Source organism: Pseudomonas sp. 57B-090624 (assembly GCF_003234055.1).
GTDB classification, from domain to species: Bacteria; Pseudomonadota; Gammaproteobacteria; order Pseudomonadales; family Pseudomonadaceae; genus Metapseudomonas; species Metapseudomonas tohonis.
On record NZ_QKRU01000023.1, the window covers coordinates 1 to 15,348 of the forward strand.

Consider the following 15,348-nt stretch of genomic DNA (forward strand, 5'->3'; position numbering starts at 1 on the left):
TTTTTCGTCCATAGGTTTCAGCTCTCGCCAAGGCATGGGGCACCCTCCGGAGGGAACCCCGCTAGGTTAAAAACTGTTACCCATGTGGTTGAACCGATTTGTCACCTATGTGGGTGAGTCATACCGGGGCGAGCGCTTTTGGTTCCTTTTAGGGCGATTGTTAAAAGGGACTCGCCCGGCAAGGCGAAACAGAAACCATCAGCAAGACTCCGCAATCAACCGGGCTCCAAATCCTCTAGCAACACTTAACGCAGACAGAGCCAATGAATTTGCCCCTACGGAAAGCCGCCAGGACTGCGCGCATATGGAAAGGTGATGCACACCCCGTTCTCCAGATCGAGCGACGTGGGCCGGGCAGGTGGGTGGCCCGCCTCAATCCAGCTGCACAACAGGCTGCAGGTTGCTGTCGTCCTTCAGGCTCACCCCGGACAGCTGCAGGCGCAGCGCCTCGCGGGCCAGGTAGTCGAGCTTGATCGCCGCCAGGGCATAGGGCAGCCCCTCGGGGCGCACGTTGGAGATGCAGTTGCGTTCGCTGTCCATGCGCCCGACGCGGGGCTGGTAGGTGAGGTACAGGCCCAGGCTGTCCGGCGAGGTGAGGCCCGGGCGCTCGCCGATCAGCACCGCCACCAGTTGCGCCCGCAGCGCTTCGCCGATGCCATCACCGATGGCCACCCGACCCTGTTCGGCCAGCACCACCGGGGTATTGGCCCAATCGGTGGAAAAGCGTTCGCGGAAGGCTTCCAGCAGGGGCAGGGCATGGCGCTGCACGGCGATGGAGGAAAGCCCGTCGGCGATCACCACCGCCAGCTCCGGTGCCGGAGCCTCGGCCTGCAGGCGGGCCTGGCAGTCGTCGTGCAGGCGGCGGCCGCGGTCCGGGCGCAGCAGGTAGGCCTGGCGGTCCTCGGCGTCGCTGCGCACCTGCAGGGTGCGGAAGCCGGCGGCCTTGAGCTGCGTGTCGAGGGCGGCGAAATCCAGCGGGTGGTGCACCGCGTCGCGGGCCTGGGCGTGGGCCAGGCCGAAGCGCAGCACCTCGGCGGTGGGCAGGCTGGAGCCGACGCGGCCGAGGGCGATGCGTGCGGAGGTGTGGGCACGGAGTTCGTCCCAGGGGTTGTGCTGCACCAGTTTCATCAGGCGGCTCCCAGTCGTGGCAGGTCCTTGAGCAGGGCGTGGCCCTTGCCGATCTCGCGCAGGCGCCCGGAGGGCTCGGTGATGGCCATGCGCAGCAGCCAGTCCTCGTACTCCGGCGCGCGCTTCAGGCCCAGCACGGAGCGCAGGTAGAGGGCGTCGTGGAAGGAGGTGCTCTGGTAGTTGAGCATGATGTCGTCGGCACCGGGGATGCCCATGATGAAGGTGATGCCCGCTGCGCCCAGCAGGGTCAGCAGGGTGTCCATGTCGTCCTGGTCGGCTTCGGCGTGGTTGGTGTAGCAGACATCGCAGCCCATGGGCACGCCGAGGAGCTTGGCGCAGAAATGGTCCTCCAGCCCGGCACGGATGATCTGCTTGCCGTCGTAGAGGTACTCCGGGCCGATGAAGCCGACCACGGTGTTGGTCAGCAGCGGACGGAACTCCCGGGCCACCGCATAGGCGCGCACTTCGCAGGTCTGCTGGTCGACGCCGTGGTGGCCGCCGGCGGAGAGGGCGCTGCCCTGGCCGGTCTCGAAGTACATGACGTTGTCGCCCAGGCTGCCGCGCCCCAGCGAAAGCGCCGCTTCGTGGGCTTCCTTGAGGATGGCCAGGGAGACGCCGAAGCTCGAATTGGTCTTCTCGGTGCCGGCGATGGACTGGAACACCAGGTCGATGGGCGCGCCGGCCTCGATGGCCTGGATCTGCGTGGTGACGTGGGTGAGCACGCAGCTCTGCATGGGAATGGCGAAGTGCTCGCGCACCTCGTCCATCATCTGCCACAGGCGCATCAGGGTCGGCAGCGAGTCGCTGGCCGGGTTGATGCCCACCACCGCGTCGCCCGAGCCGTAGAGCAGGCCGTCGAGCATGCTGGCGGCGATGCCGCGCACGTCGTCCGTGGGGTGGTTGGGCTGCAGGCGCACCGAGAGGTGGCCCGGCAGGCCGATGGTGTTGCGGAAGCGGGTGACCACGCGGCATTTCTTCGCCACCAGGATCAGGTCCTGGTTGCGCATCAGCTTGCTCACCGCGGCGACCATCTCCGGGGTCAGGCCCCAGCGCACGGCCTCCAGGGCGGCGGAATCGGTGCTGTCGAGCAGCAGCCAGTCGCGCAGGTCGCCCACGGTCAGGTGGCTGATGGGGGCGAAGGCGGCGGTGTCGTGGCGGTCGATGATCAGCCGGGTGACCTCGTCCTCCTCGTAGGGGATCAGCGCCTCGTCGAGAAAGCGCTTGAGCGGCACCTCGGCCAGGGCCAGCTTGGCGGCCATGCGTTCTTCATAGGTGGCGGCGGCGACCCCGGCTAGGTAGTCGCCCGAGCGGGCGGGGCTGGCCTTGGCCAGCAGGGTCTTGAGGTCGGCGAAGCGGTAGACCTGGGCGCCGACTGTGGTCTGGTAAGGCATCACGGCCTCCGGCGGTTGCAACGGGGCAGAAAAGACGAGGCCCGGCGGACCGGGCCTCGCGGGTTCAGCATAGAGGCTTTGTCAGGCGGCATCACCTGTCAGCAATGCATCGGCCGGCGCGTTGGCGCGGTGGTGGGCGGTGAACTGGAACCAGACGAAACCGACCGCCATGAAGCCGAGGAAGATCAGGCCGATGGTGGTGTTGAACCAGGCCATGGCGATCAGGCACACCACCGCCAGCACCAGGGCGATGCCCGGGACGATCGGGTAGCCCGGCGCGCGGAAGGTGCGCTCCAGGTTCGGCTCGCTCTTACGCAGCTTGAACAGGCTGAGCATGCTCATGATGTACATCACGATGGCGCCGAACACGCTCATGGTGATCATCGCGGCGGTCAGGCTCATGCCCTGCAGGTTGATCAGGCCGTCGCTGTAGATCGCGGCGATGCCCACCAGGCCACCGGCGATGATGGCGCGGTGCGGGGTCTGGAAGCGCGACAGCTTGGCCAGGCCACGGGGCAGGTAGCCGGCGCGGGCCAGGGCGAAGAACTGCCGCGAGTAGCCGAGGATGATGCCGTGGAAGCTGGCCACCAGGCCGAACAGGCCGATCCACACCAGCATGTGCAGCCAGCCGGAGTTCTCGCCCACCACGGCCTTCATGGCCTGGGGCAGCGGGTCGTTGATGTTCGACAGTTGGGTCCAGTCGCCCACGCCGCCGGCGAAGATCATCACGCCCATGGCCAGGCTCACCAGGGTGAGGATGCCGGCGATATAGGCCTTGGGAATCGTGCGTTTCGGGTCCTTGGCTTCCTCGGCGGCCATGGCCGCGCCCTCGATGGCGAGGAAGAACCAGATGGCGAAGGGGATGGCGGCGAAGATGCCGGAGATGGCCGCGCCGCCGAACTCGTTGCTGCCGGCCCAGCCATTGAGCACGAAGTTGCTGAAGCTGAAGCCCGGCGCCACCACGCCCATGAACACCAGCAGCTCCGCTACGGCGAGCACGGTGACCACCAGTTCGAAGGTGGCGGCGATGCTGACGCCGAGGATGTTCAGGGTCATGAACACGAAGTAGGCACCGACCGCCGCGTGCTTGGGATCGAGCCCGGGGAACTGCACGTTGAGGTAGGCGCCGATGGCCATGGCGATGGCCGGCGGGGCGAAGACGAACTCGATCAGGGTGGCGAGGCCGGCCACCAGCCCGCCTTTCTCGCCGAAGGCGCGACGGCTGTAGGCGAAGGGTCCGCCGGCGTGGGGGATGGCGGTGGTCAGCTCGGTGAAGCTGAAGATGAAGCAGGTGTACATGGCCGCGACGATCAGCGCGGTCACCAGGAACCCGAGGGTCCCCGCCACGCCCCAGCCGTAGCTCCAGCCGAAGTATTCGCCGGAAATCACCAGGCCGACGGCGATGCCCCAGAGGTGCAGGGTGCCGAGGGTCGGCTTGAGTTGCAGGGTCATAAAGCCTCCATGGATGGAATGAACGCAGACGAGGCTGTGTTTGCAGTGCCCATGCCAGGTCCCCGAACGGCGTCGCAAAGTCCCGTGAAACGTCGTTTGCGGGATGCTTCGCGACCTGATCGCCGCCGTTCGTGACTCGCAATGGTGCGCGCAAGGGATGTAACCAATCGTTTCGGTGCACTGGTCTAGGCCAGTGTGACGGTTGTGTGACTGCTACATGGCGGCTACCCGGTAACCCTGTAGGGACGAATTCATTGGCTCTGTCTGCGTTAGCTGTTGTGGTTTTAATGCAAGCGCTCAAGCACGGTGCTTTCCGGGCACCAAAGTATTTCTGCCACCGCCACCGCATGGGTTTCGCTTCGCTCTACGCCATCCTACGAAAGCCGCCGCTACGTGCACGTTGGGTTGGTGCGCACATCAATGTGTGGATTCGAGCGAAGAAAGTTGGAGCAGCCGCCAACGCCCCTCCAGGAGGCCGAACGCAGTCGTTGCGCCGGGGGACGAGCGGCATGGATGCCGCGAGAGGCGCGCCAGGCCATGGATGGCCCATCGCGCCGGCCCCCGATAGCGACGATGGAGTGAGGGAACCCCGGCGAAGCCGGGGCCGGATGATGGGGCAAGTTTTTTGGTTCCTTTTCACCGGGCTGGCGTTCCAGCGATTGGAAAAGGGACTCGCCCGGGAGGGCGAAACCAGAAACATCACCAGAGCTCGGCAATCAGCTGGACTCAAATCCTCTAGCAACATTCGCCCGAGGGTACGGAGCGATCCTCCGGCTGGGAGGTGTTTGCAGGGGCAGCATGGGTTTCGCTTCGCTCTACCCATCCTACGGACTCGCCATCATTCGTAGGATGGGTAGAGCTCCGCGAAACCCATCGATGCAGGCATGCCAGGTCCCCGGGAGACCAGGAAAATCGCGTTCTTTACGCTTTCTTTATGCCCCGTCCCGGGTCCCCGTCTCGTCCCTTTACGCCCCTGATGCCGAGAATTCCTCCAAAGCGGCGCAGTCCGCATACCGGAGCAACAGTCATGAGCATTCTCGACGGGTTGTCCCTGGCAATGGCCACGGGGCTTTTCATCTACTTGCTGGTCGCGCTGCTGCGCGCCGAACGCAGCTAGGGGGCGTCATGCAAGTACAGGACTATGGGCTGATTCTGGCCTTCTTCGTGCTGGTGCTGGTGCCAGCGCCTTTCATCGGCCGCTTCATCCACCGCGCGATGGAGGGGCAGCGCACCTTCCTCACGCCGCTCTTCGCTCCCGTCGAGCGTTTCTGCTACCGCATCGCCGGGGTCGATCCCCATAGCGAGCAGGACTGGAAGACCTACACCGTCGCGCTGCTGCTGTTCAACGCAGCCGGCCTGGCGCTGCTGTTCGCCATCCTCATGCTGCAGGGCATGCTGCCGCTCAACCCGCAGAAGCTGCCGGGCCTGGAATGGACCCTGGCGTTCAACACCGCCGTGAGCTTCGTCACCAACACCAACTGGCAGGCCTACAGCGGCGAGGCGAGCCTGAGCTATTTCAGCCAGATGGTCGGCCTGGGTGTGCAGAACTTCGTCAGCGCCGCCGTCGGCCTCTGCGTGCTGGTGGCCCTGGCGCGTGGCATCAGCCGTCGCAGCACCGACAAGCTCGGCAACTTCTGGGTCGACCTGACCCGCGGCACGCTCTACGCGCTGCTGCCGCTGTGCCTGCTGCTGGCGCTGTTCCTGGTCTGGCAGGGCGTGCCGCAGACCTTCCTCGACTACGTCAGCGTCCACACCCTGGCCGGCACCGACCAGGTGGTCCCGCTCGGCCCGGCGGCCAGCCAGATCGCCATCAAGCAACTGGGCACCAACGGGGGTGGTTTCTTCGGCGTCAACTCCGCGCACCCGTTCGAGAACCCCAGCGCCTGGAGCAACCTGCTGGAAATGGCGTCGATCATCCTGATCCCCGCCGCCCTGGTGTTCACCTTCGGCCACTACGTCAAGGATCTGCGCCAGAGCCGCGCGCTGCTGGCGACCATGCTGATCCTGTTCGTCATCGGCCTGGGCGTGACCCTGTACAGCGAGTTCCAGCCCAACCCGGCCCTGGCCGCTCTGCCCATCGAGCAGTCCGGTTCCCTGGAGGGCAAGGAGAGCCGCCTCGGCATCACCGCCTCGGCACTCTGGGCGGTGACCACCACGGCTGCGTCCAACGGCTCGGTGAACTCGATGCACGACAGCTTCAGCGCCATCGGCGGGATGATCCCGATGTTCAACATGATGCTCGGCGAGGTGATCTTCGGCGGCGTCGGCGCGGGCCTCTACGGCATGCTGCTGTTCGTGCTGATCGCCGTGTTCCTCGCCGGCCTGATGATCGGCCGCACCCCTGAATACCTCGGCAAGAAGCTGGAGGCCCGCGAGGTGCGCCTGCTGGTGGCGACCCTGCTGGTGATGCCGATCGGCGTGCTGGTGTTCTGCTCCCTGGCGGTTAGCCTGCCAGGCCCGGCGGCCTCCATCACCAACCCCGGCGCCCACGGTTTCAGCCAGGCGCTGTACGCCTACACCTCGGGCTCCGCCAACAACGGCTCGGCCTTCGCCGGCTTCGGCGCCAACACGCCGTTCCACAACCTCATGATCGGCCTGGCGATGCTCCTCGGCCGCTTCGGCTACATCCTCCCGGTACTGGCCATCGCCGGCAGCCTGGCGGCCAAGCAGCGCGCGCCGGTGGGCGGCAACAGCTTCCCCACCCACGGCCCGCTGTTCGTCACCCTGCTGACCCTGACCATCCTCCTGGTCGGTGGCCTGACCTTCCTCCCGGCATTGGCCCTGGGGCCGATTGCCGAACACCTCGCGCTGATCGGCCTTTAAGGGAGACCCGCATGAACGCCCCTATCCAGGCGCCGAAGAATGGCGCCAAGCAGCAACAACCCCGTACCGCCATCGCCGCGCTGTGGAAGCCGGCGCTGGTGCAGGCCTTCGCCAAGCTCGACCCGCGCCAGCTCAAGCGCTCGCCGGTGATGCTGGTGGTGGAACTGACCGCCGTGGTCACCACGGTGCTGTGCTTCATCCCCAACCCGGCGGTGTCCACCGGCCTGGCGGTGCAGATCGCCCTGTGGCTGTGGTTCACCGTGCTCTTCGCCAACTTCGCCGAGGCCCTCGCCGAAGGCCGTGGCAAGGCCCGCGCCGACAGCCTCAAGGCCGGCAGCCAGGGCCTCAGCGCCCGCCGTCGCGCTGCCTCCGGGCAGTTCGAGACGGTGGCCGCCAGCAGCCTGCGTCGTGGTGACGTGGTGCGCGTCGAGGCCGGCGAGCTGATCCCCGGCGACGGCGAGGTGGTCGAAGGCATCGCCGCGGTCAACGAGGCCGCCATCACCGGCGAATCCGCGCCGGTGATCCGCGAGTCCGGCGGCGACCGCTCGGCGGTCACCGGCAACACCCGCGTGGTCTCCGACTGGCTGCTGGTGAAGATCACCGCCAACCCGGGCGAGTCGACCCTGGACCGGATGATCGCCCTGGTGGAGGGCGCCAAGCGCCAGAAGACCCCCAACGAGGTGGCGCTGGACATCCTGCTGATCGGCCTGACGCTGATCTTCCTGCTGGTGGTCGCCACCCTGCAGCCCTTCGCCCGCTTCGCCGGTGGCGACCTGCCGCTGGTGTACCTGGTGGCGCTGCTGGTGACCCTGATCCCCACCACCATCGGCGGCCTGCTTTCGGCCATCGGCATCGCCGGCATGGACCGCCTGGTGCGCCTCAACGTCATCGCCAAGTCCGGCCGTGCCGTGGAGGCGGCGGGCGACGTGCACGTGCTGCTGCTGGACAAGACCGGCACCATCACCTTCGGCAACCGCCGTTGCAGTGCGCTGGTCAAGGCACCGGGCGTGAGCGGCAAGGAACTGTCCGACGCTGCGCTGCTGGCATCGCTGGCCGACGACACGCCGGAAGGCAAATCCATCGTCGAGTACCTGCGCGCCCTCAGCGCCATGGTCGAGCCGGCTCGCGATGAGGTCACCGCCATCGCCTTCAGTGCCGAGACCCGCCTCTCCGGGGTGGACTGGAACGGCCGCAGCTACCGCAAGGGTGCGGTGGACGCGGTGCTGGCCTGGGTCGGCATGAGCCGTGCCGAGATGCCCGAGCAGCTGTCCCGCGAGATCGACCGGATCGCCCAGAGCGGCGGTACCCCGCTGCTGGTGGCGGCCGATGGCAAGCTGCTGGGCGGCATCCACCTCAAGGACGTGGTCAAGCCCGGCATCCGCGAGCGCTTCGCCGAGCTGCGGCAGATGGGCATCCGCACCGTGATGGTCACCGGCGACAACCCGCTGACCGCCGCCGCCATCGCCGCCGAGGCAGGTGTGGACGACGTGATCGCCGAGGCCACGCCGGAGAAGAAGCTGGCGCGCATCCGCCAGGAACAGGGCGAGGGCAAGATGGTCGCCATGTGCGGTGACGGCGCCAACGACGCCCCGGCGCTGGCCCAGGCCGACGTCGGCCTGGCGATGAACGACGGCACCCAGGCCGCCCGCGAGGCCGCCAACCTGGTGGACCTGGATTCCGACCCGACCAAGCTGCTGGACGTGGTGCAGGTGGGCAAGGAGCTGCTGGTGACCCGTGGGGCGCTGACGACCTTCTCGGTGGCCAACGACGTGGCCAAGTACTTCGCCATCCTCCCGGCCCTGTTCGCCGGCATCTACCCGCAGCTGGGCGTGCTCAACCTGATGCAACTGCACAGCCCGCAGAGCGCCATCCTCTCGGCCATCGTGTTCAACGCGCTGATCATCATCGCGCTGATCCCCCTGGCCCTGCGCGGGGTGCGCGTGCAAGCCGCCGACGCCGCCAGCCTGCTGCGCCGCAACCTGCTGATCTACGGCCTGGGCGGGCTGGTGGCGCCCTTCATCGGCATCAAGCTGATCGACATCCTGCTCACCGCCCTGCACCTGGTCTGACGCCTTTCCCCTCTCCACGGAGAGGGGACTTAATCCGAGGAACTGAATATGCTTACGCAACTCCGTCCCGCCCTGAGCCTGCTGGCCCTGATGACCCTGATAACCGGCGTTGCCTACCCGCTGTCCGTCACCGCTGTCGCGCAACTGGCCTTCCCGGCGCAGGCCAACGGCAGCCTGGTGCGCGACGCCAAGGGCGATGCACGCGGCAGCCTGCTGCTGGCGCAGCAGGTGGAGGGGGCCCAGTGGTTCCAGCCACGCCCCTCGGCCGGTGGCTATGCCACGGTCGCCAGCGGTGCCAGCAACCTGGCCCCGAGCAACCCGGCGCTGGCCGAGCGCATCGCCAAGGACGCCGCCGAGCTGGGCGCGCTGGGGCAGGGCCCGGTGCCCATGGCCCTGGTCACCACTTCCGGCAGCGGCCTCGATCCGCACCTGCCGCTGGCCGCTGCGCGCTACCAGATCCCGCGCATCGCCGAGGCGCGGGGCATTCCTGCCGCGACCCTGGAGCGCCTGGTGGAACAGCAGGCCGAGCGCCCGCTGATCGGGCCTGCGGTGGTCAACGTGTTCGCTCTCAACCTGCGACTGAACGAGATGCCTGAATGAGTGATGCCGGCCGTGCCGATGCGTTGTTGGCCGAACTGCCGCGCGAGGGGCGCGGCCGGCTGAAGGTCTTCCTCGGCGCCGCACCGGGCGTGGGCAAGACCTTCGCCATGTTGCAAGCCGCCCAGGCGCAGTTGCGCCAGGGCGTCGACCTGCGTGTCGGCGTGGTCGAGACACACGGCCGCGCCGAGACCGAGGCGATGCTCACCGGGCTGCCCCAGCAGCCGCTGCGGCGCCTGGAATATCGGGGCGTGCCGCTGACCGAGATGGACCTGGACGGCATCCTCGCCGCGCCGCCGAAGCTGGTGCTGGTGGACGAGCTGGCCCACAGCAACGCCCCCGGCAGCCGCCACGCCAAGCGCTGGCAGGACGTGCAGGAGCTGCTCGCGGCCGGCATCGACGTCTACACCACCGTCAACGTCCAGCACCTGGAAGCCCTCAACGACCAGGTGTTCGACATCACCGGCGTGCAGGTGCGCGAGACCCTGCCGGACTGGGTGCTGCAGGAGTCCGACGAGATCCTCCTCGTCGACCTGCCGCCCCGCGAGCTGCTGGAGCGCCTGCGCGAGGGCAAGGTCTACGTGCCCGAGCAGGCCCGCGCGGCCATCGACGCCTTCTTCTCCCAGACCAACCTCACCGCCCTGCGCGAGCTGGCCATGCAGACCGCTGCCGCGCGGGTCGATGCCGATCTCAACCGCCGCTACCGCCAGCAGGGCCAGGAGGCGCCGACGGTGCGTGGCCGCCTGCTGGTGGGCGTGGACGGCAGCGAGCAGGCCGAGCGCCTGGTGCGCCACGCCTGCCGCGTGGCCGAGCGCCGCCACCTGCCCTGGAGCCTGGTGCACGTGGACACCGGCGGCACCCAGAGCGAGGAGGCCCGTACGCGCCTGCAGGCGGCCCAGCAACTGGCCGAGCGCCTGGGTGGCGAAGTGGTGACCCTGCGCGCCGAGGGCGTGGCCAGCACCCTGATCGAACACGCCAACGAGCGCCGCGCCAGCCTGCTGCTGGTGGGCCGCAGCCGCCAGCGCCTGCGCCGTCGCTGGCTCGGGCGTGGGGTGGCGGAGCGCCTGCTGCGCCAGGCCGAGGGGCTGGAGATCAGCGTGCTGGACACGGACGCCGACGCGAGCGCCCCCAGCGCCCGGTCGCGTCACCCGGTGCCCCTGGCCGACTACGGCATGGCCCTGGGCGCCGCGCTGGCGGCCACTGCCCTGGCCTGGGGCGCCTACCAGGTGCTGGCGCTGCCGAACATCTCCCTGGTGTTCCTCGCCGCCGTATTGCTGGTGGCGGTGCGCAGCAGCCTGGGCCCGGCACTGCTCTGTGCCGGTGTATCGTTCCTGGCCTACGACTTCCTGTTCATCCCACCGACCTTCTCCCTGACCATCGCCCGCCAGGAAGACGTGCTGACCCTGCTGTTCTTCCTGCTGATGGCCGGGCTCACCGGCAACCTGGCCTCGCGCCAGCGCCGCCAGTTGCAGGCCCTGCGTGCCACCCAGACGGAAACCACCGCGCTGCTCGACCTCTCGCGCAAGCTCACCGCCGCCACCGACCGCCAGGCCGTGCTCAGCGTCGCGGCACAGCAGTTCATCCCCTGGACCGACGTCGAGGTGTGCCTGCTGGCGCGCAGCCGTGACGGCGTGTGGAAGGTCGAGGCCGGCGTGCAGCGCCTGCTGGCCGACCAGGAGCGTGCGGCGGCGGAGTGGTCCTGGCAGCACGATCAGGTAGCCGGGCTCGGCACCGGCACCCTGCCCAGCGGGCGCTGGTGGTGGCTGCCGCTTTCCGGCGAGGAGGGCCCGCTGGCGTTGCTCGGGGTCAGCCCGCGCGACGGTGCACCGTTGCCCGCCGAACGCCGCCGTTTGCTGTCCGCCCTTGGCCAACCCCTGGCCCAGGCGCTGGCACGCGCGCAGCTCGCCGAGGACCTGGAGGCTGCGCGCCTGCATGGCGAGACCGAACAGCTGCGCAGCGCGCTGCTGGCCTCCGTGTCCCACGACCTGCGCACGCCGCTGACCGCCATGCGCGGCTCCATCGACAGCCTGTTGGCCCTGGGCGAGGCGATCCCCCTGGAGGACCGCCGCGAGCTGCTGGAAGGCACACGGGATGAGGCCGAGCGCCTCGACCGCTACATTCAGAACCTGCTGGACATGACCCGCCTCGGCCACGGCGGCCTGAAGCTGGCCCGCGACTGGGTCGCCCCGGTGGACATCGTCGCCAGCGCGCTGCAGCGCCTGCGTCCGGTGCTGGCGCCGCTGAAGGTGGAAACCGAACTGCCCACCGAGTTGCCCCTGCTCTACGTCCACGCCGCACTGATCGAGCAGGCGCTGGTCAACGTGCTGGAGAACGCCGCGCGCTTCTCGCCGACCCAGGGCCGCCTGCGCGTGGCGGTGACGGCCGACACCGAGGAGCTGCGCTTCGCCGTCAGCGACCAGGGGCCCGGCATCCCGGCCGCGGAGCGGGAGAAGATCTTCGACATGTTCTACACCGCCGCCCGTGGCGACCGGGGCGGGCAGGGCACCGGCCTGGGCCTGGCCATCTGCCAGGGGATGGTCGGCGCCCACGGTGGCCGGGTGACGGTGGGCGAGGGGCTGGACGGCAAGGGCACCACGCTCACCCTGCACCTGCCGCTGCACCCGCAGCCGGTGCTGGAGGAGGAGGCGAGTGATGGCCCGCTGTAGGGGCGAATCCATTCGCCGTGCGGGCCCCAGGACCGCCGCGTGCGACCCGGTGCGGCGTTGCCGCCCTGGGCGAATGAGTTCGCCCCAACACGATGCGGTAGCCAACGGATGTCGAAGGACAAGATGACGACCAACCAACCGACCCTACTGGTCATCGACGACGAAACCCAGATCCGCAAGTTCCTGCGCATCAGCCTCGCGGCCCAGGGCTACAAGGTGCTGGAGGCCGCCAACGGCACCGAAGGCCTGGCCCAGGCGGCCCTGGCGCGGCCGGACCTGGTGGTGCTCGACCTGGGCCTGCCGGACATGGACGGCAAGACGGTGCTGGCCGAGCTGCGCGAGTGGTCGACGGTGCCGGTGCTGGTGCTTTCCGTGCGCGCCAGCGAAGGCGAGAAGGTGCTGGCCCTGGACGGCGGCGCCAATGACTACGTGACCAAGCCCTTCAGCGTGCAGGAGTTCCTCGCCCGCGTACGCGTGCTGCTGCGCCAGGCCGGTGGCGGCGAGCAGCAGGAGGCCGTGGTCGAAAGCGGCCCGCTGAGCGTCGACTTCGCCTACCGCCGGGTGACCCTGGACGGCGCCGAGGTGGCGCTGACCCGCAAGGAATACGCGGTACTCGCCCAACTGGCGCGGCACCTGGGACGGGTGGTGACCCAGCAGCAACTGCTCAAGGACATCTGGGGCCCGACCCATGTCGAGGACACCCACTACCTGCGGGTGGTGGTCGGCCACCTGCGGCAGAAGCTCGGCGACGACCCGACCGAGCCGCGCTTCATCGTCACCGAGGCTGGGGTCGGCTATCGCCTGCGCGAGGGCTAGCAGGATTCACTTCATAGGTTGGCGCCGAGCCTGCAAGGCCCAGCGCCGCGAGGCAGTGCCCCCACCGATGAGGCCCCACTTGCGTGGGAGCGAGCTCTGCTCGCGAAGCTTCACGACGGGCACGATGACGGACGCTGCGTAGGGTGGATGGCGCTTCTTGCATCCACCAATCGGCGCTTCACCTCACGCATTCCCTGAGGGCGAACGCCTTGTCGAGCCCGCTTCAGCCCACTGCTCTGCTTCGACGGTGCCTTTGCCGCCTGGCCCACCTTCACCCCCCATTGCGAGCTGCACCTCATCTGCCTGTGTTGCGCGGCGCGAATCCGTCGTCTAGCGCTTAATCCAGGCGCCTGGCGCCATTCGTTGCCGGAAGGAAGACATGCAACAACTGCTCGACGAGATCCTCGATGAAGTCCGCCCGCTGATCGGGCAGGGCAAGGTGGCCAGCTACATCCCGGCACTGGCCGGGGTGCCGGCGAACCAGCTGGGCATTGCGGTGTACAGCAATGAGGGCCAGCTCTATTGCGCCGGTGACGGGCGCACGCCGTTTTCCATCCAGAGTATTTCCAAGGTCTTCAGCCTGGTGCAGGCGATCCAGCATTCGGGCGAGGACATCTGGCAGCGCCTGGGCCACGAGCCGTCGGGGCAGCCGTTCAATTCCCTGGTGCAGCTGGAGTTCGAGCGCGGTGTGCCGCGCAACCCCTTCATCAACGCCGGGGCCTTGGTGATCTGCGACATCAACCAGTCGCGTTTCGCCGCGCCGGCGCTGTCGATGCGCGATTTCGTGCGGCGCCTGAGTGCCAACCGCGACGTGGTGGCGGACGAGGTGGTGGCGCGCTCGGAGTACCAGCACCGCGCGCGCAACGCCGCGGCGGCCTACCTGATGCAGTCCTTCGGCAACTTCCACAACGATGTCGAGGCCGTGCTGCGCAGCTACTTCCACCACTGCGCGTTGCGCATGAGCTGCGCGGACCTGGCCCTGGCCTTCAGCTTCCTGGCCAACGAGGGGGTGAGCCCGCACAGCGGCGAGGCGGTGCTGAGCGGGCGGCAGACCAAGCAGGTCAACGCGCTGATGGCCACCAGCGGCCTGTACGACGAGGCCGGCAACTTCGCCTACCGGGTCGGGCTGCCCGGCAAGAGCGGGGTGGGGGGCGGCATAGTCGCCGTGGTGCCGGGGCGCTTCACCGTCTGCGTGTGGTCGCCGGAGCTCAATGCGTCCGGCAATTCGGTGGCGGGCATGGCGGCGCTGGAGAAGCTCTCCGAGCGCATCGACTGGTCGATCTTCTGACTCAGTCCTGCTCGTACTTCTCCAGGGTGTCGCGGGCGATCTGGCGGCCCAGCTGGATCAGCTCCGGCGCCTTGTAGAACTCGAAGAAGCGGCATACGCGCTTGGGCACGTTGATCAGCACGTCCGGCGGGTAGCCGGCGATCTTGTACTGCGCGAGCGAAGTCTGCATCACCTCGAAGCTCTGGTTCACCAGGTCCAGCAGCGAGGCCGGGCCGACGCTGGCGACCACCTGCGAGCCGCTGGCCGAACTCGGCGCGCCTTCCTTCTGCGGCGCTGCGGCCGGCTGCTGGGCGCCGGGTGCCGCAGCGTCCTCGACCCAGGGATTGGCGATGGGCGCGGTGGCGCCTTCGAGCAGCAATTCCTCTTCGATGCCGCGCTTGCGGAAGGGCAGGCGCTCGCCGAGGGAGCTCATCATCTGGTCGATGCGGCCCTTGAAGGCCGGTGGCCGTTCGATCACCGGCAGCTGGTACTGCTTCTGGTTGGTGGAGTTGAGGTTGACGGCGATGATCAGGTCGCAATGGCTGGAAACCACCGGCACGATCGGCAGCGGGTTGAGCAGGCCGCCGTCCACCAGCATGCGCGAGCCCTGCATCACCGGGGTGAACAGGCTGGGAATGGCCGCCGAGGCGCGCATGGCCTGGTGCAGGCAGCCTTCCTGGAACCAGATTTCCTGCTGGTTGGTGAGGTCGGTGGCGACGGCGGTGTAGGGGATGGCCAGGTCTTCGATATCGATCTCGCCGACGATCTCGCGGATGCGCCCGAACACCTTTTCGCCCCGGATGGCGCCAAGGCGGAAGCTGACGTCGAGCAGGCGCAGCACATCGAGGTAGTCGAGGCTCTCGGTCCATTCGCGGTATTCATCCAGCTTGCCGGCGGCGTAGATGCCCCCGACCACCGCGCCCATGGAGCAACCGGCGATGCAGGCGATCTCGTAGCCCCGCGCCTCGATTTCCTGGATCACGCCGATATGGGCATAGCCCCGGGCCCCGCCGGAGCCGAGGACCAGTGCGACACGCTTGCTCATGACTTCACCTTTTCCTACACAAGGGGCAGACGATACCTGTGGGAAAGGGCGAGGCCAAGTGAATGGACGTCTCTGTGTCGCGCGCGTGCGACGA

11 protein-coding genes are annotated in these 15,348 nt (G+C 68.2%); 7 read left to right on the plus strand and 4 right to left on the minus strand.

Annotation, left to right across the window (positions count from 1 at the left end; translation table 11 throughout):
- Positions 1–372: 372 nt before the first annotated feature.
- The 3 genes from eutC to eat form a co-directional block, all read right to left on the minus strand.
- Complete coding sequence (eutC, locus tag DMX10_RS12650; RefSeq protein ID WP_111261386.1) at positions 373–1,128, minus strand: ethanolamine ammonia-lyase subunit EutC; 756 nt, start codon at positions 1,126–1,128, stop codon at positions 373–375.
- On the minus strand, positions 1,128–2,519 hold the full coding sequence (locus DMX10_RS12655; RefSeq protein ID WP_111261387.1) for an ethanolamine ammonia-lyase subunit EutB: 1,392 nt from the start codon (positions 2,517–2,519) through the stop codon (positions 1,128–1,130). The genes eutC and DMX10_RS12655 overlap by 1 nt, the downstream gene beginning before the upstream one ends.
- Positions 2,520–2,600: 81 nt before the next feature.
- The gene (eat, locus tag DMX10_RS12660; RefSeq protein WP_111261388.1) at positions 2,601–3,971 is read right to left on the minus strand and encodes an ethanolamine permease; all 1,371 of its coding nucleotides are present in this window, start codon (positions 3,969–3,971) and stop codon (positions 2,601–2,603) included.
- A 1,027-nt stretch (positions 3,972–4,998) separates the two neighbouring features.
- On the opposite strand from eat, the gene DMX10_RS12665 reads away from it, so the two are divergent.
- The 7 genes from DMX10_RS12665 to glsB all read left to right on the plus strand — a co-directional run bounded on the left by DMX10_RS12665 (position 4,999) and on the right by glsB (position 14,230).
- Positions 4,999–5,088 (plus strand): K(+)-transporting ATPase subunit F, encoded by a 90-nt coding sequence (locus DMX10_RS12665; protein ID WP_021220384.1) that lies wholly within the window; start codon positions 4,999–5,001, stop codon positions 5,086–5,088.
- 8 nt (positions 5,089–5,096) lie between these two features.
- Entirely contained in the window at positions 5,097–6,794 is a 1,698-nt protein-coding gene (gene kdpA / locus DMX10_RS12670; RefSeq protein WP_111261389.1) for a potassium-transporting ATPase subunit KdpA, read from the plus strand.
- An 11-nt stretch (positions 6,795–6,805) separates the two neighbouring features.
- Positions 6,806–8,863: a potassium-transporting ATPase subunit KdpB gene (gene kdpB, locus DMX10_RS12675; protein WP_021220382.1), complete on the plus strand. Its 2,058-nt coding sequence runs from the start codon at positions 6,806–6,808 to the stop codon at positions 8,861–8,863.
- A gap of 48 nt (positions 8,864–8,911) precedes the next feature.
- Positions 8,912–9,463, plus strand: coding sequence for a potassium-transporting ATPase subunit KdpC (gene kdpC / locus DMX10_RS12680; RefSeq protein ID WP_021220381.1), 552 nt, complete (start codon positions 8,912–8,914; stop codon positions 9,461–9,463).
- Positions 9,460–12,126: a sensor histidine kinase KdpD gene (locus DMX10_RS12685; RefSeq protein ID WP_111261390.1), complete on the plus strand. Its 2,667-nt coding sequence runs from the start codon at positions 9,460–9,462 to the stop codon at positions 12,124–12,126. The genes kdpC and DMX10_RS12685 overlap by 4 nt, the downstream gene beginning before the upstream one ends.
- A gap of 123 nt (positions 12,127–12,249) precedes the next feature.
- Positions 12,250–12,942, plus strand: coding sequence for a response regulator (locus DMX10_RS12690; RefSeq protein ID WP_111261457.1), 693 nt, complete (start codon positions 12,250–12,252; stop codon positions 12,940–12,942).
- A gap of 379 nt (positions 12,943–13,321) precedes the next feature.
- Positions 13,322–14,230 (plus strand): glutaminase B, encoded by a 909-nt coding sequence (glsB, locus tag DMX10_RS12695; protein WP_111261391.1) that lies wholly within the window; start codon positions 13,322–13,324, stop codon positions 14,228–14,230.
- Between the two features lies 1 nt (position 14,231).
- On the opposite strand, the gene DMX10_RS12700 is transcribed toward glsB, so the two are convergent.
- Positions 14,232–15,254, minus strand: a complete 1,023-nt coding sequence (locus DMX10_RS12700) for a patatin-like phospholipase family protein (protein WP_111261392.1) — start codon at positions 15,252–15,254, stop codon at positions 14,232–14,234.
- Positions 15,255–15,348: the final 94 nt, after the last annotated feature.

Excerpts from the sequence above, each read along its gene's own strand:
- DMX10_RS12655 (WP_111261387.1), bottom strand. The coding sequence starts at position 2,519 with ATGCCTTACCAGACCACAGTCGGCGCCCAGGTCTACCGCTTCGCCGAC.
- eutC (WP_111261386.1), bottom strand. The coding sequence starts at position 1,128 with ATGAAACTGGTGCAGCACAACCCCTGGGACGAACTCCGTGCCCACACC.
- eat (WP_111261388.1), bottom strand. The coding sequence starts at position 3,971 with ATGACCCTGCAACTCAAGCCGACCCTCGGCACCCTGCACCTCTGGGGC.
- DMX10_RS12665 (WP_021220384.1), top strand. The coding sequence starts at position 4,999 with ATGAGCATTCTCGACGGGTTGTCCCTGGCAATGGCCACGGGGCTTTTC.
- kdpB (WP_021220382.1), top strand. The coding sequence starts at position 6,806 with ATGAACGCCCCTATCCAGGCGCCGAAGAATGGCGCCAAGCAGCAACAA.
- DMX10_RS12685 (WP_111261390.1), top strand. The coding sequence starts at position 9,460 with ATGAGTGATGCCGGCCGTGCCGATGCGTTGTTGGCCGAACTGCCGCGC.
- glsB (WP_111261391.1), top strand. The coding sequence starts at position 13,322 with ATGCAACAACTGCTCGACGAGATCCTCGATGAAGTCCGCCCGCTGATC.
- kdpA (WP_111261389.1), top strand. The coding sequence starts at position 5,097 with ATGCAAGTACAGGACTATGGGCTGATTCTGGCCTTCTTCGTGCTGGTG.
- DMX10_RS12700 (WP_111261392.1), bottom strand. The coding sequence starts at position 15,254 with ATGAGCAAGCGTGTCGCACTGGTCCTCGGCTCCGGCGGGGCCCGGGGC.
- kdpC (WP_021220381.1), top strand. The coding sequence starts at position 8,912 with ATGCTTACGCAACTCCGTCCCGCCCTGAGCCTGCTGGCCCTGATGACC.
- DMX10_RS12690 (WP_111261457.1), top strand. The coding sequence starts at position 12,250 with ATGACGACCAACCAACCGACCCTACTGGTCATCGACGACGAAACCCAG.